Here is a 15,747-nt window from a genome sequence, read left to right as displayed (position 1 = left end):
GACTGTGAAAACCTTGAAAGTTGGCGTCTGCCTGACGGCGGCCTTGTTGCTGTGTGGCTGTAACCCGTTGATGACCGCTTCGGTGCGCAACCTCAAGTCAGCGTTGCTCGGCCCGGATGATCTGGACGTGACCGCGGCCCAGGTGGCCGAGGTCAAGTACCCGCAAATCAAACTGACCACGCCCTCCGGCTCCGGGGTGCTGGCGCTGATGCGCGAGCGTGAAGATCTGCAGTTCTGGGTCGCCTCCGGCAAGCAGGTGTTGTTGCTGCGTGACGGCCTCGCCGTGCGCACCATCGGCCTGGGCGTGGAGGGCGATCTGGACGGTACGCGGCTGGCCGACGACGCACCATTCAAGCAAGGCCTGCACCGCGTCGCCGATGGCTTCACCAGCCGGCGCTGGATCGACCTCTACAAGGGCCAGGAAGTGGGCTTGATCGTCAACAGCCGCTTCGTGCGCCGGTCCACGCAAACCCTGGACATTCTCGACAAGGAATACACCGTGCTGCGTGTCGATGAGCAGATCGACGTCCCGGCCATCGGCCTGCGGGCGACCAACCATTATTGGGTCGATCCGGTGGACGGTTTCATTGTGCAGAGCGAGCAACAACTGACCTCGCAACTGCGCGTGCGCATCGTGCAGCTGACCCCTGATCGCAGGCATCTGCCGTGAAGCGCTGGCGGATGTTATCGGCGTGCCTGCTGTTGACCAGCGGCGTCAGTCAGGCAGCGGTCACTGTCAGCGGCGATGTCACGAATCCGGGGCCGGTCGAGTTGCCGCCGGGCGGGCGCTTGCTCGACGTGATCAGCGTGGCGCAACCGAATGCCGAAGGTTACTGGCTGGCGGGGGCGTTGCTGCGCCAGTCGTTGCTGGAAGAACAAGCCCGGCTCAAGGCCGGAGTGCTGTTTGATCTGGATGTGCTGCAGCGCATGGCCTCGCTGTTCGATCGACCGAGCCGCGCAGCGCTGGCGTTGCGTCTGGCCGAGCAGGTGCAGCAGATGCCGGTCACCGGACGCCAGGTCGCGGATCTCGACCCGGTCGCCGTGGAAGTCGGTTTTGCACGCAACATTCGTCTCGACGATGGCGATCGCCTGATCTACCCGAAACGCGTCGACGAAGTGCAAGTGCTGGGCGCGGTCGCCGACACCTGTCACGTGCCTTATCAGCCGCTGCTGGAAGCGCGCGAGTACCTGGAAAGCTGCACACCGCTGGGCGATGCCGAGGCCGATTATCTGTGGCTGATCCAGCCCAATGGTGCGGTGCGGCGTGTGGGCATTGCGCACTGGAATCGCGAGAGCGGGCACTTCCCCGTAGCCGGCAGCAAGATTCTGGTGCCGGTGAAAAATGATGATCTTGATCCGCCTGTTCCTGAACTGAATCAGCAGTTGGCCGAATTGATTGCCACGCAGCTGGCTGAGGTGGTTCGTTGAAGTTACGTGTTGCAGCTGTGTTGTTATTGCCGTGCGGCCTGGTGCATGCCGAGCCGCGCATTACTCAAAATGATTTCGGTGGCACGGGTCTGTTGCAGACGCCGACCGCGCGCATGGCCCAGGCCGGTGAACTGAGCGTCAATGCCAACCGCACCGAGCCTTACAGCCGCTACAGCGTGTCGCTACAGCCGCTGGACTGGCTCGAAGGTTCATTCCGCTACACCGCCATCACTAACCGCCCGTACGGGCCGGAGTCGATGAGCGGTAGCCAGAGCTATAAGGACAAGGCGGTCGACGCCAAAGTCCGGCTCTGGCAGGAAACCCACTGGGCGCCCGATGTCGCTTTGGGCTTCCGGGACATCGGCGGTACCGGCTTGTTCGCCAGCGAATATTTCGTCGCCAACAAGCGCTTTGATAATTTCGATTTCAGCGCCGGCATTGCCTGGGGTTATCTCGGTAATCGCGGTGACATCGACAACCCGCTGGGCTACCTCGATGATCGCTTCAAGACCCGACCGGCGATGGAAGGCACCGGTGATGTCAATGCCGGTTCGTACTTTCGCGGCAAGCCTTCGTTCTTCGGGGGCGTGAGCTATCAGACGCCGTGGGATCGGCTCAGCCTGAAACTCGAATACGAAGGCAACGACTACAAGCACGAACCGAAGGACAACGTGATCGTGCAGGACTCGCCGATCAACCTCGGCGCAGTGTTCAAAGTCACTGATTCGGTCGACGTCAGCGCGGCGTGGGAGCGGGGCAACACGGCGATGTTCGGCGTGACTTTTCACACCAATTTCGTTAGCCGCAAGGCCCCGGCCAAGACTTACGACCCAACGCCCGAACCGTTGCCGGCGAAGGCGCCGACCACGCCGCTCGATCAGGTCAACTGGGCCGATGTGTCGCAACGCCTGCAGCAAAATGCCGGGTACAAGGTCGAGCGCATCAGCCAGCGCGATTCCGAATTGATCGTGTACGGCGAGCAGCAGCGCTACTTCCATTCGTCCAAGGCGGTTGGCCGTGCGAGCCGGATTCTCGACAACAGTGTGAACGACGACATCAACTGGTTCACCGTGGTCAACAAGCGCTACGACCTGCCGCTGGAGGAGACCAGCGTGCCACGCCAAACCTTCCGCGAAGTGATCAACAACGAGGAACCGCTGGAGTCGTTGCACCGCACCACCGAGATCAATCCGGCGATGCCGCACAACGAGCAAACTCTCTACACCGAAGCGCCGCAGCATTTCAGTTATGGCGTCGGCCTGGGCTTCAAGCAAAACGTTGGCGGCCCTGATGGCTTGCTCTATCAGTTGAGTGCCGACGCGGACGCCGAGTACCGCTTCAACCGCAACACCTGGTGGAGCGGGCTGCTCAGTGCCAACCTGGCGAACAACTTCGACAAGTTCACCTACGATGCGCCAAGCGGCCTGCCGCGGGTGCGCACCGATTTGCGTCAGTACCTGACCACCTCGGAAGTGACCATGCCGTTGTTCCAGGTCAGCCATGCCGAGCAGTTGGACAAGGACCTGTATGGCATGGTCTACGGCGGGTATCTGGAATCGATGTTTGCCGGTGTCGGCGGCGAGGTGCTGTTCCGTCCGACCGGTGAGCGCTGGTCGGTGGGGGCGGACCTGAACTATGTGCGCCAGCGCGAATTCGACCAGGGTTTCGGCCTGCGCGACTACTCGGTCTGGACCGGCCACATCACCGGTTACACCGACCTGCCGTACGACACGTTGGCCGCGGTCAGCGTCGGGCGATATCTGGCAGGCGACTGGGGCGGCACGCTCGACATCTCTCGCGAGTTTTTCAACGGCGTACGCTTCGGCGCCTGGGCCACGATCACCACCGCCGGCAGTGCGGAGTACGGGGAGGGTAGTTTCGACAAGGGTATCTACCTGTCGATCCCGTTCGACGAAATGATGAGCATGTCGACCATGCGCCGCGCCAACCTCGTCTGGGCCCCACTGACCCGTGACGGCGGCGCAAGGCTCAATCGCAGCTTCCAGCTGCACTCGATGACTGATAGCCGCGAGGGCGACATGTTCTACCGCAACTTCTCGAAGATTACCGAGTAAACCCTCGGGGCCTGCAGGCTCGCTCCCACACAGGGGCCTGCGGCAAGCCACCCATGCCGATCCAGCCTCCAATCCCCTGTGGGAGCGGGCTTGCTCGCGAAGGCGTCAGCTCATTCAACAACCATGTCGCCTGACCCACCGCTATCGCGAGCAGGCTCACTCCTACAATGGTCCTGCGGCAAGCCACCCATGCCGATCCAGCCTCCAATCCCCTGTGGGAGCGGGCTTGCTCGCGAAGGCGTCGGACCATTCAACAACCATGTCGCCTGACCCACCGCTATCGCGAGCAGGCTCATTCCTACAATGGTCCTGCGGCAAGCCACCCATGCCGATCCAGCCTCCAATCCCCTGTGGGAGCGGGCTTGCTCGCGAAGGCGTCAGCTCATTCAACAACCATGTCGCCTGACCCACCGCTATCGCGAGCAGGCTCACTCCTACAATGGTCTTGTGGCGCGCCGTCGACCGTTCACCAAATCCCGCCCACAAAAAAGGGGACTTTCGTCCCCTTGTGGCATTGTCTGGTCTACCGTCAGCCCATCAATAAATATCCTTCGACAACAACGTAAACGGCGTCTTCACCAGGATCTTCAAGTCCAGCCACAGCGACCAGTTGTTGATGTAATGCAGGTCCATCTCGACGCGCCGTTGCATCTTGTCGATGGTGTCGGTCTCGCCACGGCAGCCGCTGATTTGCGCCAGCCCGGTGATGCCCGGCTTGATTCGGTGACGGGCCATGTACGCAAGGATTTTCCCCGAGTAGTAGTTGTTGTGCGCCACCGCGTGCGGACGTGGGCCGACCAGGGCCATCTGCCCCTGCAGCACGTTGAACAACTGCGGCAGTTCGTCCAGCGACGTGCGGCGGATGAAACGCCCGACCGCAGTAATGCGCGAGTCATTGCGGCTGGCCTGAATCACTTCACGATCATCGTGTACGCGCATCGAACGGTACTTCCAGACCTGAATCACCTTGCCGTTCCAGCCGTGGCGATCCTGCTTGAAAAACACCGGGCCAGGCGAGCTGATCTTCACCGCCAGCGCAATCAGCAGCAGCAGCGGGCTCAGCAGGATGATCGCCAGCAACGCTACGCCTTTTTCCACCAGGCTTTTGCTCAGCGCAGCGGTAGGGCGGCTGGTCAGCGGGCTTTCGTTGAGGCAGATCGCCGGCAGACCGTCCACCACCTTCACCGAGTGATTGAGCAGAGTCAGACTGTTCAAGTCCGGGACCCAGACCACGTCAACGTTGGCACCCAGCAAGTCGACGTACATCGCCTCGATTTTCGCGGCCTCCGCCAACGGCAGGGTGATGTACAAGCGGCGGATGTCATGGTCCTTGATCAGTTGCAGGAGATCTTCCTGATCGCCGACCACACGCGGTGCATCCGAATCCAGATCCGCCGTCGCGCCATTGCTGACCAAACCTACCAACGGCAGGTTTTCCACTTGACTGATCTTCTTCGCCAAGCCCAGTGCCAACTCACCCGTACCGACGATCAGGGTTTTCTGAGCGCTGGTGCGGGAACGCTGGTAGTACTTGGAAAAGGCATGCAGTGGCGCATACAGCAACGCCTGGCCGAGGAAGCCGTACACCGCCCAGCTCAGCGTCACTTCACGGGAGAACACCTCATCGGCCTTGCACACGAACGCGATGCAGGCCAGTGCGACCATGGTCATCGACCAGCCCATGAACAGCCGCCCCAGACCGGTCAGGTAATTGTCCTGTTTACGATACACACCGCTGAACGTATACGCCGGAACCGAGGCCAGTACCGCCAGTGTCGCGCACATGCGGTAATAGAACTCGACGGTTCCCGTGTGCTGTTCCGCCAGTATGAACAGCAGCGCAACAATGAAACTCTGCGCCAGCGCCCATTGGCCCCAGAAGGTAAGTCCCTTGAGGCCGTTATTTCGATTGATCCGTAGAGAAAGTTCCATGAAATATCCCCAGAAATACGTCCATTCAGGTTTCGACAGTTGAAGTCCGAGTTGCTAAGTAGGCTTGTTGTTGTTATTGGACGAGTGTCCTGAGGTAACAACGTCGATAGGCCGAACTGTCGTCAATCAATAGACTAAATTATTGCCGGAGAGGGTGTCTGACGAGTTCTAACAAGATGGCACAATGCCAACTTTTTAATAGTCAAATACAAGGCTGTTAGAAAAGGTCGTGGAGGAAGAGGTGAATAAATGATGTTGTGTTTGTTACTGTAGGAGGGGTGGAGGCAGGGAGCTTACATTTACCAGGGGAGGTGAAATCAAACAGAGTGCTCTTGTTGTTCTTGTAATCGCACTGTTTTCTGTTTGTTTTGTCCGCGGATATCGGCGGTGTTTACGCAACGATTTCCTGGATGAGGCAATAACCGCGGTTTCTTACGGCACGAAACAATCGCTCACCATTACTGGCGCTTTTGAACTTGTCCTGCAGGCGACTCAGGCACATCTCAAGGCCACGATACTGCTCCGGCTCGCGGCCGATGCTGAGGATCAGGTCATCTCGACTGACCACGCGTTCTTCGTGATGGAGCATCTTTCTGACCAGCGCGGTTTCCAGCCCGGTAAGGCTGATCTCGACGCCTTCCTTGACCAGTGCGCCTTGATCCAGGTGCCAGGTTTCGCTGCAGGGAGCACTGTCTTCAATGGCTGCCACTCGATTGTCGGTTTCCCCGCTCATCGTCGGGACGCTGTGAAACCGATTGGCCGATTGTGCGGCCAGCCATTCCGATTCGAGGGTGGCCAGTATGCGCTGGGTGTCGTGTTCAATCGTGCGGGCGACGTTTTTCCGGGTGCCACTTGGGTAAGAGAACTCCATCAGCATGGGGGCGGAAGAGGGCGAAGTAGCACCTTCAATAAACATTTGTGCCTGAGACGTACCAAACGAATTGAAGCGCTCGCTGGACAGAATGCTCTCAAGTTCACGCTGCGACGTTGTACTGTGAGTCACGACGACAAAATATTTTCTCGGGAGGGTTGTACTAGTTTCCATGTCTCTCTCCTAAAATGTGCACCAAAATGGGCGAAAAGATAAATCGGCAGGCGAGCAATGACTTCCTTGGAAGTAATCGACAGGCAGGGTCTGGGCCCAAAATGGCCCTCGATAAGTTCCACTCGTTCTGCTGCTATGTTGTTAAGTTTATTGTTATGGTTCGGTGTGGCCGCGCTCATTCAATTGCTTGATTATTAGTAGATTTGAAGTGGAGCTAGAGCTGTATGGTTGCATATGACGATCCTTCGTAAGTATGCAAAGAGGATGGCTGCCCGTGAGTCAGGCAGTCGATATCAGACCCCGCATCAGGCGATAGCCGTAGCCGCGGATGCTCTGAATCGCGTTCGTACCATACATGTCCTTGATTTTTCCACGCAAGCGGCTGATCGATTTTTCCAGTGCTCTCGGGTCGTAGAAATTGGTATTGAGCCCCATGATGCTGGCGATTTCATCATGGCTGAGAATGTGATTGCTGGTCTGCGCAAAAGCTTCCAGGATCTTCATCTCGGCAAACGAGATGTCGAGTTTCTGGCGGGTTCCCAGCAGGCAGATACGCGTCGGGTCGAGCGTCAGATTTATATCCCGCTGCCACTCTTCGCTGTTGAAGAACTCACCGAGCAACTCCGCGCCTTCGTCGGAAAGAGTATTGAGTTTGATACAGAAGTCGGCGCCGGCAAGAAAGTACTTGATCTTGTTGAAGGCGCCACGACCGGTGATGACCGCGCAGATGATCGGCTTCAAGTTGTCGGTGCGCAGGTTCTCGATCAGCGCAAGATTGTCTTCCAGCGCTTGCGGACTGTCGATAATGATGAAGATGGCGCGATACGAACCAGAAAGTTCATTGTGCTTATATGAACTAGTGTATGAACCGGCCTCAAGTGCCATATCAGTGCGTACGTGCTGTGCGACCAGCGCTCTAAAATGTTCGGCCACGCCACGGGTACGGCCCAGAGTGAGTACACCGGGATCATCGTTTGTCGGGCGCGGACTTCTAGTCGCCAAGTTCCCTGAGAGCATCATGCATTGACTCGAATTAGGTGCTGACATCGGGATGTTAAAGCACCGGTTCTCATCTGTGACTGACAATTGGTAACATTCACGCGATTTTTAGACGTGGCTCCCGAGTTTTCTAACAATAATTAAGCATTTCAAGCTTTTAGTTGATTTTCTCGGGGCTGTGAACTAGTCGTCACATAGTGGCAATGTGAAATTGTGCCACTATTTTGAATCTGCGACCAAAGCTTTGTTCATGTCCAATTGCCACTGCATGCGCTCATGGAATAGTGTGAGCTTGATCACACTTTATTGGTTGGTCGAACTTTTTGCTACTAAATGCTTAAATATTTTCACAGTGGTTCGTAGGCGGACGTTTATTAACATGGCTTGAGTGTGTCTTTTGATAAGACATATTCTCCGTCGCCTGATCAGGCAATGGGTGTCGTTATACCGATTGTTTAACTTCAGATACTCAATTCCTGAATGCAGTTGACCGGTCGCTCATCAAGAGCGCTCTGACGGAGGATTAATGGATTTCTGGACCTTTATCCAGGTGTTGATTTTAGGCGCGGTAGAAGGCCTGACCGAGTTCTTGCCGATCTCCAGTACCGGCCACCAGATCATCGTCGCCGACCTGCTGGACTTCGGCGGTGAACGCGCCATGGCGTTCAACATCATTATCCAGCTGGGTGCGATTCTGGCCGTGGTCTGGGAGTTTCGACCGAAGATTTTTGAAATCGTCAAAGGCCTGCCCACTCAGCGCAATGCGCAACGTTTCACCCTCAACCTGTTGATCGCCTTTCTTCCGGCGGTGGCGCTCGGCGTGTTGTTTGCCGACAAAATCCATCAATACCTGTTTAACCCGATCACCGTGGCAGTCGCGTTAGTCATGGGCGGCATTGTGATGTTGTGGGTCGAACAGCGTAGCCACGTGGTGAGCGTCGAGCATGTCGACGACATGCGCTGGTCCGATGCGTTGAAGATTGGCTTCGTACAATGCCTGGCGATGATTCCCGGCACTTCGCGCTCCGGCTCGACCATCATCGGCGGTTTATTGTTCGGCTTGTCCCGGAAAGCCGCCACAGAGTTCTCGTTCTTCCTCGCCATGCCGACCATGGTCGGCGCCGCAGTGTACTCAGGCTACAAGTACCGCGACCTGTTCCAGGCCAGCGACCTGCCAGTGTTTGCCCTGGGTTTCGTCATCGCCTTCATCTTTGCCATGATCGCCGTGCGCGGCCTGCTCAAATTCATCGCCAACCACAGCTACGCCGCGTTCGCCTGGTATCGGATCGCGTTTGGCTTGTTGATCCTGGCGACGTGGGTGTTTGGCTGGGTGAGCTGGACCGAAGCGGCGGCGTGATCACTGACTGCTGATCAATGTCGCAACGGCGAGGTCGCTCAATGCCGAGTCGGGCGACTCCTGACGGTAGCGCTGCAAGGCTGAGGTGAAATACGCGGCTTGCAGCATGCCGTCGCTGGCGAGGTAGAGGCGGGCATCCTCCAACTCTTCGGCAGAGTAAACGCGTTTGTGGCTCTCAGTGGTTTCCTGGCTGGCAGAAAACGGCGTGAGCAATAAAGAGACAAACGTAAAACCGGAGAACTGCGTGACCTCCCAAGGCGTGTCGGTACGCCCCATGCAGAAGCCGTCGCAGTGTGCGTAAACATTGGAAGTGACGCTGAGCAAGGAAAGGAGGGTGTAGCGTTTGAAACCAGTGAAATTAAACGCGGGCATAAACCAAAGACATCCTGTCAGCACAACAAAAAGCCGGGCAATGCTCATGCGTTGCCCGCACATTCAAACCATCAATCAACGGCCTTCAAGCAACTCAGCCGCCTGATCCAGCAACGCCAGCGGATCCTTGGCCTTGTGAATATCCACCGACAACAACTGGCGGAATTTACGCGCCCCCGGGAACCCGGTGCCCAAGCCCAGCACATGCCGCGTGATGTGATGCATCGCGCCGCCCGCCTGCAAATGCTCGGCGATATAAGGCCGCAACTGCGCCAGCGCCTCTGCACGGCTGATCACCGGCGCGGTGCTGCCGAACAACTGCTGATCCACCTCCGCCAGCAAATACGGATTGTGATAAGCCTCACGCCCGAGCATCACACCGTCAAAGGTCTGCAAATGCTCATGGCAGGCCTCCATCGTCTTGATCCCGCCGTTCAGCACAATCTCCAGCTCCGGAAAGTCCGCCTTCAACTGCGCCGCCACGTCATACCGCAACGGCGGAATGTCGCGATTCTCCTTCGGCGACAACCCCTCCAGAATCGCAATCCGCGCATGCACGGTAAAACTGGTACACCCGGCATCCCGCACCGTACCGACGAAATCACACAACTCGGCGTAACTGTCCCGCCCATTGATCCCGATCCGATGCTTCACCGTCACCGGAATCGACACCGCATCACGCATCGCCTTCACACAATCCGCCACCAACTGCGGATGCCCCATCAGGCAGGCGCCGATCATGTTGTTTTGCACACGATCGCTTGGGCAGCCGACGTTGAGGTTCACCTCGTCGTAGCCGTGCTCCTGGGCCATGCGCGCGCACGCGGCCAGATCGAGCGGCACACTGCCGCCCAACTGCAGCGCCAGCGGATGCTCGGCTTCGTTGTGGCGGAGGAAACGTTCGTGATCGCCATTGAGCAGCGCGCCAGTGGTGACCATTTCGGTGTAGAGCAGGGCGTTCTTCGACAGGAGGCGTAGGAAGAAACGGCAGTGGCGGTCGGTCCAGTCCATCATCGGGGCGACGGAGAAGCGGCGGGAGAGTGGGGCGGGTGTGGCGGAGATAGGGGACATTGGCGGTTCTGGATTGGGTGGGGCTGGGAGGTGGGGGAGTTTATCAGGATTGAGGGTGGTGGGCTTGCAGATGCTCTTCCATGGTACTCGTCGCATTTAAGAGTGCTTTTTTCGATCAATCGACTAGCTAGGGGTGGCGATTTGATGGCCGAACATCTATTTTCTAGAGCAACAAAACCACAAGCTTGTGAAAGGAAAAGCAATGGACGCTCAGCAAGAAAAGGTCTTTTTTGACGAACGTGAAGTAAAGGTTACCAACAGCCGGTTCATCCTTCCGGGGCAAAAGACGTTTGCGATGAGTGGAGTCACGGCTGTGAAAACCTCTCAAATAAATCCTAACCGTACTTGGCCCGTACTGCTGATGATCGTTGGGGTGATTATCGGATATAACAAAGGTATCAATACGGTTTCCGTCGTCTTGTTTTTTGCAGGTCTTGCTTGGTTCTTTATGCAGAAGACGATCTACACAATTGTGCTTACTACGTCCTCTGGAGAGCAACAGGCGCTGCAAGATGTGGATCTGTCCTGGATTTCCAGAGTCGTCGGCGCGATAAATGACTCAATCATTCATCGGGGATGAAAAAGTGACGGATTTATTTAGAGGCTGAGGTTTCGGCGGTAAATAAATCCGTCCCCTTTGTTAGTCCTTTGTTAGTCGTTGGGATGCTTGGTAGTAAATACATACGCCAATTTTTCGTTTCAAACACAGCTTCATCAGTAATCCTAAGCCTGCTATTTCGATATGGTCTTTTGTTCAAGGTGGTTAACTCTTGTAGTGTTTTTTAATCTCTTTCCAGATATAGCTGTACCTGAATTCTAGCCAACGTATTAATAGTTTGTCTTTTTGGCGGCGAAAGTAACTATTTTTTCGCATGCTTAGCATGCTCTCTATGTCCGCTTTCAAATTTTCTAAATTGAATGCTGACCATATCATTGGAATCACCGTCTCAAGATTCGTATGACAGACAGGCGCTATCTCGTGATAGAGAATTCGCCTGATCTCCTCAGGGTCATAGTTTTCGGTTTGGCGCGCAATAGCTTCGTAATCAACTTCTGTATCAACAAAAGCGTCAGATAGCGCCCAATAGACGTAAGCGAGTTCCTCATCCGTCATTGAACGTTCCATGTCAAAAACTCCTCCAGTTCTTCATCCAGACTATCCGCCACTACGTCGCCAAGAATACCGCCTGCGACGCCTCCCGCAACCACAACTGCGATTGCACAGACCGGGGCGGCGGGTCCGCACAGCATCGAAATACTCAATCCGGCTAACGCACCACCGGCGGCGCCTCCACCCAGGATAATCCCTTGGCGTCCGGCTTCTTTTGGCTTGTTGTCTGCTTTGTAGATCTCAGAGGCAGCGAAGGCAGCGGTTACAATCCATGCGACCTTACCGGTGACTTTCATCATCTTCGTGCCACGAGTAACCTTGGCATTGTCTACGCCGGACTTTTTCAGAATCAGATAATGGACTTTAGACTTTTCTGCATCGGTCAAAAGGTCAAACTTTTTCTTGAATAGCGTGTGAGCGTATTTGTCTAAAGTGGTCTGTAGTGTTGGGCCGTTGAGCTTGATGTATTCCGCAACGGCGACGCCCTGAGCAGACGTAAACTTGCGGTGCTCGTTCATAATGTTGTTTCGCATTTCTTGGCAGTAAGCAACGCCGTCTTTGGCTGAAACCTTTCCTGCCATGACCTCAGCCTCAACCAGGCGAGACATTTCCTTGATCTTGGCTTGATATTTCAGACGAGTATTAGCGTCTTTAATAGCATCAGTCGCAAAACGTGCTGCTGCGCCTTCCATTCCAGCGATTGCCATTTCTAAAGGTGAGCTATGAAGATCGTGCTCTCTCTTCAAGACATAGCTACCAGTAATGAGCATTGGTTCTGTCATGAGATACTCCTTATCTCTGAATTTTGCCGAGAATAGTTTCCAGAATCGACGGGCCGCTTTGGATCTCGTCAGTTCCGTAATCAATCGCAGTACAGGCCTTGCCCGTGGGATTTGAAAATTTCACCGTGTTATTTGCGTCAAACACGCCTTCCATTTTAGAGCCGTCTTCAAAATGAGCGACGCAGGAAAGTCCTTCATAGTTTTCGTTAGCCGGAATTTTGAACCCGATCCAGTCGCCGTGAACGACCATCGGGGTAGGTGGAATGAAGGGAGCAGGGGTATGCGAATCACCAATGATCACCGTACCTGATCCGCCAATGATGATGTCACCATGAGTGCCGACCGTATCGACAAGCGCGGCGTTTTTGCCGTTTATGAAAACTGTCCCTGAAACCGCTGATGCCAATGCGCTGCCACAGGTGCAGGCGTCGCCTTTTCGGGCGGCTGCAAGTCCGTCGAAGAATACGTCGGGGGAACCGGAGGCGATGGCTTTGGGGCCGTGCCCGGGCATTGGGCAACTGATGGGATCGGTGATGCGTGCGGCTGGCTTTGCCATGGTTGACTCCCTGTCAACGAATGAACCGGTGCCGACTTTATCAGACTTGCTTGGACCCGTGCCTTGGTACAGCGCCTTCAATTTAAACGGTTGAGATTCAGTCTGTTTAAAGTGTGGTGGTCAGCACGGATTCGGCCCTACACCACCTTGCGCCTCCCCCTACACCTAAGACAGAATCCGCCGGCTTGTGCGTCTAGACCGTGGGTTCTATCGTTCTCGGGTCACTGAAAACCAGTGATCGGGTTTGGTAGCCCGAGTGTTAGATGTACAGCGTCACCATCACCGATCGTACTTTCGATCGGGGTCTATGGTGGTCATGTACAGGGCGTCTTCGGGCGCGCCGGCTCCTAACACCCGGTCTACCAACCTGTTCATGGCCGCCACCCTTCGTTTGGTAGCGAAAGAGTGAAGCCTTCACTAAAAGTGTTAGGAGTTTCATCCATGATCAAACCAACCCCAAACCCACCAGAAACCGACCCCGCATCCCCCTACGAATCCCTCGATTCCCGCAAACTCCACGAAGCCGCCGAACGCGCTCTCGATCACTACCTCACTCCAACCAGCCAGATCATGGCCAGCGTCAACACCGCCAAACCGATGTTCCTCGCCAACCCGGCCTACGACACTGAATCCCTGCTCGCCAACGCCAGTGAGTCGCTGGGTTCCGCCACCACCATGCTCAACGATTTCGCCGCGTTGCTGGATATCTCGCACCGCAAGACGCTGCTGGGCATTGCGCAGGTGGTGATGTTGGGGGAGTTGGCGGTGAATCAGGCGTTGGATAACGTTGAGTTGAAGGCGTAGGGCGCGTGCCTCTGTGGCGAGCGGTCAGGCCGGTGCCACGGAGGGCTGTATCAGCTCGATTGTTTGAGGTGGGCTGACAGTTCTTTCCAGACGTCCCGATAGCTGAAGCGCAGCCAGGCGGTATGTAGATTATGAAGTTGCCGGCGAAACCTGCTGTTCCTGTTGGCGAGCAGCATTTGCTCGATTTCCCGGTTCAACCAGTCGGGTTCGAAGCCTGTCCAGATCGGGGGAAGTACGCATTCCAGGTTGTCGGCGCAGACGACGGCGACTTCCGAGTAGAGGATGTTTTTGAGCAGTTCCGGCTCGTAGCCTTTGATTTGCTCAGCGATGTAGGGGTAGTCCACCCCAGTGTCGACAAAGATGTCGGACAGGGCGGCCCTGATTTTGTACAACTCGCTGGGAGTTGGTGAGTGTCCCATGAACCTGAACCCGTGCTGTCGATCCGCAAAGTTTCATCTTGCCACACGCGGTGAAGGCCTACGATGCTTGCACAAGATCATCCCAAGGGGAGCCGTACCATGCGCACCAATGTCGTCAAAGTGCTGTTGATCGCTGCAGCTGTCTCGGTATTGAGTGCCTGTTCGGGCTCCGGTGGCTTGACCACCACCAGTTGTTTTTCCTCGGATTGCCAATCGCCGGAGGGTCGCAGTAATGCGACGACGCTCAAGTTTGGTGGCAACAGTATTGGCAGCAGCTTGAATCAGTACAGTTCCGGGATGTTGCATGACGATTGATGGAAATCGAGGCTGATACTGAACTTGTGATGAGGGGATTTGGCGAAACGTCGCACCGCCCCGATGGGTCGCGGACTCCGCTTTTAAAACAGAGGACTGCTACGCAGTCCATCGGGGATAAATCCCCTCGCCACAGGTGTAATTCGCTCCATTGGTGTATTGGCTCTACAGGTGCAATTAGTTCCACAGGTTCACCTGTTTCCTCAGGCTCCACCGGTTCAGTGTTCAGACAATAGAAAAGGCGCCCATATCGGGTAATGCCGATCAGTTAAGCGCAGATCCCCTGTGGGAGCGGGCTTGCTCGCGAAAGCGGTGGGCAGTCAACATCAATGTTTGTTGGGCCGATGTCTTCGCGAGCAAGCCCGCTCCCACAATTGATCTTCGTTGCTTTGAGCATTGAGTTCGCTTAACTGATCGGCGTTGGCCCATCTCGGGCGCCTTTTTTTTGTGCCTGCCGCGTTACAGGTAGTGCTTGAAGCTCCCCACCATTTTCTCCACCGCCGGCCCGACAAACTATTCCTTTCCTTGTCGTACAGGTCGATGTGGCTCGCGCCTTCAATCAGAATCAACTCCTTCGGCTCCAACGCCTTCTCGATCGCCAGTTCGCTGAAGTAACGGGTGTCGGCTTCAGAACGGGCGCTATCGTCCTGACCGCCGCGCCGGACAGCCAGGCCAGTGAAGCGCTGAAACCGCTTACTGCGGCACAGCCAACCATTCACCAATGATCTTCTGATAAGTGCCGGTGACTTTGCTCAGGTGCAGCCACTGATCGACGTACAACTTCCAGCTGATGTCATCGCGCGGCAGCAGGTAAGCCTTCTCGCCGTACTGCATGTACTGGTGCGGATTCACCGCGCACAAACCGGGTTTGAGTTTCTGCTGGTACAGCGCTTCCGAGGCGTCGGTGATCATCACGTCGGCCTTGTTGTCGAGCAACTGCTGGAAGATCGTCACGTTGTCGTGCAGGGCCAGTTGCGCCTTGGGCAGCAGGGCGTGGACGAAGGCTTCGTTGGTGCCGCCCGCGGGTTCGACCAGGCGCACGTTGGGCTGGTTGATCTGCTCGAGGGTCTGGTACTTGGTTTGATCGGCGCAGCGCACCAGCGGGATCTTGCCGTCGCTGTCGAGGGTGTTGCTGAAGTAGGCTTTTTTCTGCCGCTCCAGGGTGACCGAGATGCCGCCCATGCCGATGTCGCACTTGCCGGCCTGCATGTCTGGCGTCAGGGTTTTCCAGGTGGTCTGCACCCATTCCACTTTGACCCCGAGGCTGGCGGCCAGCGAGCGCGCCATGGCGATGTCGATACCTTCGAAGTCGCCGTCGCTGCGCTTGAAGGTGTAGGGCTTGTAGTCGCCGGTGGTGCAGACGCGCAGTTGGCCTTGTTGCTGGATGCTGTCGAGGTGCGAAGGCGTTTCCTGGGCCTGAACGGCGGTGGCCAATGTCAGCGCACCGCAAAGGATCTGGGTGCTTTTTAGAATTGTCATGG

General features: G+C 56.3%; 18 protein-coding genes. 7 read left to right on the top strand and 11 right to left on the bottom strand.

Annotated elements, in window-relative coordinates; all coding sequences use genetic code 11:
- Positions 1-4 precede the first annotated feature (4 nt).
- Genes QMK55_RS03670 through QMK55_RS03660 form a run of 3 tightly spaced genes read left to right on the top strand, consistent with a single transcriptional unit; the run spans position 5 to position 3,503 of the window.
- A complete protein-coding gene (locus QMK55_RS03670) occupies positions 5-670 on the top strand; it encodes a YjbF family lipoprotein (protein WP_320328688.1) in 666 nt (221 codons plus the stop codon).
- An 11-nt stretch (positions 671-681) separates the two neighbouring features.
- Positions 682-1,428: a capsule biosynthesis GfcC family protein gene (locus QMK55_RS03665; protein WP_102356384.1), complete on the top strand. Its 747-nt coding sequence runs from the start codon at positions 682-684 to the stop codon at positions 1,426-1,428.
- Positions 1,425-3,503 (top strand): YjbH domain-containing protein, encoded by a 2,079-nt coding sequence (locus QMK55_RS03660; protein ID WP_320328687.1) that lies wholly within the window; start codon positions 1,425-1,427, stop codon positions 3,501-3,503. Before QMK55_RS03665 ends, QMK55_RS03660 begins: the two co-directional genes overlap by 4 nt.
- 537 nt (positions 3,504-4,040) lie before the next feature.
- On the opposite strand, the gene QMK55_RS03655 is transcribed toward QMK55_RS03660, so the two are convergent.
- From QMK55_RS03655 to QMK55_RS03645, 3 genes are all read right to left on the bottom strand, one after another.
- The gene (locus QMK55_RS03655) at positions 4,041-5,435 is read right to left on the bottom strand and encodes an undecaprenyl-phosphate glucose phosphotransferase (RefSeq protein WP_320328686.1); all 1,395 of its coding nucleotides are present in this window, start codon (positions 5,433-5,435) and stop codon (positions 4,041-4,043) included.
- Positions 5,436-5,826: 391 nt separating this feature from the next.
- Entirely contained in the window at positions 5,827-6,480 is a 654-nt protein-coding gene (locus tag QMK55_RS03650; protein ID WP_102355939.1) for a helix-turn-helix domain-containing protein, read from the bottom strand.
- A 279-nt stretch (positions 6,481-6,759) separates the two neighbouring features.
- Positions 6,760-7,500 carry a winged helix-turn-helix domain-containing protein gene (locus QMK55_RS03645; RefSeq protein WP_102355938.1) on the bottom strand — a complete coding sequence of 247 codons (741 nt, stop codon included), beginning with the start codon at positions 7,498-7,500 and terminating at the stop codon, positions 6,760-6,762.
- A gap of 505 nt (positions 7,501-8,005) precedes the next feature.
- Between QMK55_RS03645 and QMK55_RS03640 the strand changes: the two genes are divergently transcribed.
- Entirely contained in the window at positions 8,006-8,836 is an 831-nt protein-coding gene (locus QMK55_RS03640; RefSeq protein WP_102355937.1) for an undecaprenyl-diphosphate phosphatase, read from the top strand.
- Here QMK55_RS03640 and QMK55_RS03635 read toward each other — a convergent pair whose 3' ends face one another.
- Positions 8,837-9,208, bottom strand: coding sequence for a DUF2388 domain-containing protein (locus QMK55_RS03635; RefSeq protein ID WP_102355951.1), 372 nt, complete (start codon positions 9,206-9,208; stop codon positions 8,837-8,839). It abuts the gene before it with no gap.
- A gap of 75 nt (positions 9,209-9,283) precedes the next feature.
- Entirely contained in the window at positions 9,284-10,279 is a 996-nt protein-coding gene (dusA, locus tag QMK55_RS03630; protein WP_320328685.1) for a tRNA dihydrouridine(20/20a) synthase DusA, read from the bottom strand.
- A gap of 202 nt (positions 10,280-10,481) precedes the next feature.
- Here dusA and QMK55_RS03625 point away from each other — a divergent pair, with 202 nt between their 5' ends.
- Positions 10,482-10,859, top strand: a complete 378-nt coding sequence (locus QMK55_RS03625; protein WP_102355844.1) for a DUF6232 family protein — start codon at positions 10,482-10,484, stop codon at positions 10,857-10,859.
- Between the two features lie 183 nt (positions 10,860-11,042).
- Here the strand turns inward: QMK55_RS03625 and QMK55_RS03620 are convergent, their stop codons facing one another.
- From QMK55_RS03620 to QMK55_RS03610, 3 genes are read right to left on the bottom strand one after another with little or no spacing between them, the layout of a single operon-like run.
- Positions 11,043-11,405, bottom strand: a complete 363-nt coding sequence (locus QMK55_RS03620) for a hypothetical protein (protein WP_320328684.1) — start codon at positions 11,403-11,405, stop codon at positions 11,043-11,045.
- Positions 11,390-12,172, bottom strand: coding sequence for a hypothetical protein (locus QMK55_RS03615; protein WP_320328683.1), 783 nt, complete (start codon positions 12,170-12,172; stop codon positions 11,390-11,392). The genes QMK55_RS03620 and QMK55_RS03615 overlap by 16 nt, the downstream gene beginning before the upstream one ends.
- A gap of 10 nt (positions 12,173-12,182) precedes the next feature.
- Positions 12,183-12,728, bottom strand: a complete 546-nt coding sequence (locus QMK55_RS03610; protein ID WP_320328682.1) for a PAAR domain-containing protein — start codon at positions 12,726-12,728, stop codon at positions 12,183-12,185.
- Positions 12,729-13,169: 441 nt separating this feature from the next.
- Between QMK55_RS03610 and QMK55_RS03605 the strand changes: the two genes are divergently transcribed.
- Positions 13,170-13,532, top strand: coding sequence for a DUF6124 family protein (locus QMK55_RS03605; RefSeq protein ID WP_320328681.1), 363 nt, complete (start codon positions 13,170-13,172; stop codon positions 13,530-13,532).
- A 50-nt stretch (positions 13,533-13,582) separates the two neighbouring features.
- Here the strand turns inward: QMK55_RS03605 and QMK55_RS03600 are convergent, their stop codons facing one another.
- Positions 13,583-13,951 carry a hypothetical protein gene (locus QMK55_RS03600; protein ID WP_102355841.1) on the bottom strand — a complete coding sequence of 123 codons (369 nt, stop codon included), beginning with the start codon at positions 13,949-13,951 and terminating at the stop codon, positions 13,583-13,585.
- Between the two features lie 99 nt (positions 13,952-14,050).
- Between QMK55_RS03600 and QMK55_RS03595 the strand changes: the two genes are divergently transcribed.
- The gene (locus tag QMK55_RS03595; RefSeq protein WP_102355840.1) at positions 14,051-14,266 is read left to right on the top strand and encodes a hypothetical protein; all 216 of its coding nucleotides are present in this window, start codon (positions 14,051-14,053) and stop codon (positions 14,264-14,266) included.
- A 326-nt stretch (positions 14,267-14,592) separates the two neighbouring features.
- Here the strand turns inward: QMK55_RS03595 and QMK55_RS03590 are convergent, their stop codons facing one another.
- The gene (locus QMK55_RS03590) at positions 14,593-14,985 is read right to left on the bottom strand and encodes a hypothetical protein (protein ID WP_320328680.1); all 393 of its coding nucleotides are present in this window, start codon (positions 14,983-14,985) and stop codon (positions 14,593-14,595) included.
- Positions 14,960-15,745 carry a transporter substrate-binding domain-containing protein gene (locus tag QMK55_RS03585; RefSeq protein WP_320328679.1) on the bottom strand — a complete coding sequence of 262 codons (786 nt, stop codon included), beginning with the start codon at positions 15,743-15,745 and terminating at the stop codon, positions 14,960-14,962. The genes QMK55_RS03590 and QMK55_RS03585 overlap by 26 nt, the downstream gene beginning before the upstream one ends.
- Positions 15,746-15,747: the final 2 nt, after the last annotated feature.

This window comes from Pseudomonas sp. P8_229, assembly GCF_034008635.1.
Classification (GTDB): Bacteria; Pseudomonadota; Gammaproteobacteria; order Pseudomonadales; family Pseudomonadaceae; genus Aquipseudomonas.
This window is presented reverse-complemented; position numbering and strand designations above follow the sequence as displayed.

Bases quoted from the DNA above. Each gene is read 5' to 3' on its own strand.
- QMK55_RS03635 (WP_102355951.1), bottom strand. From the start codon at position 9,208: ATGCCCGCGTTTAATTTCACTGGTTTCAAACGCTACACCCTCCTTTCC.
- QMK55_RS03645 (WP_102355938.1), bottom strand. From the start codon at position 7,500: ATGATGCTCTCAGGGAACTTGGCGACTAGAAGTCCGCGCCCGACAAAC.
- dusA (WP_320328685.1), bottom strand. From the start codon at position 10,279: ATGTCCCCTATCTCCGCCACACCCGCCCCACTCTCCCGCCGCTTCTCC.
- QMK55_RS03610 (WP_320328682.1), bottom strand. From the start codon at position 12,728: ATGGCAAAGCCAGCCGCACGCATCACCGATCCCATCAGTTGCCCAATG.
- QMK55_RS03595 (WP_102355840.1), top strand. From the start codon at position 14,051: ATGCGCACCAATGTCGTCAAAGTGCTGTTGATCGCTGCAGCTGTCTCG.
- QMK55_RS03640 (WP_102355937.1), top strand. From the start codon at position 8,006: ATGGATTTCTGGACCTTTATCCAGGTGTTGATTTTAGGCGCGGTAGAA.
- QMK55_RS03620 (WP_320328684.1), bottom strand. From the start codon at position 11,405: ATGGAACGTTCAATGACGGATGAGGAACTCGCTTACGTCTATTGGGCG.
- QMK55_RS03605 (WP_320328681.1), top strand. From the start codon at position 13,170: ATGATCAAACCAACCCCAAACCCACCAGAAACCGACCCCGCATCCCCC.
- QMK55_RS03665 (WP_102356384.1), top strand. From the start codon at position 682: ATGTTATCGGCGTGCCTGCTGTTGACCAGCGGCGTCAGTCAGGCAGCG.
- QMK55_RS03625 (WP_102355844.1), top strand. From the start codon at position 10,482: ATGGACGCTCAGCAAGAAAAGGTCTTTTTTGACGAACGTGAAGTAAAG.
- QMK55_RS03650 (WP_102355939.1), bottom strand. From the start codon at position 6,480: ATGGAAACTAGTACAACCCTCCCGAGAAAATATTTTGTCGTCGTGACT.
- QMK55_RS03585 (WP_320328679.1), bottom strand. From the start codon at position 15,745: ATGACAATTCTAAAAAGCACCCAGATCCTTTGCGGTGCGCTGACATTG.
- QMK55_RS03615 (WP_320328683.1), bottom strand. From the start codon at position 12,172: ATGACAGAACCAATGCTCATTACTGGTAGCTATGTCTTGAAGAGAGAG.
- QMK55_RS03600 (WP_102355841.1), bottom strand. From the start codon at position 13,951: ATGGGACACTCACCAACTCCCAGCGAGTTGTACAAAATCAGGGCCGCC.
- QMK55_RS03655 (WP_320328686.1), bottom strand. From the start codon at position 5,435: ATGGAACTTTCTCTACGGATCAATCGAAATAACGGCCTCAAGGGACTT.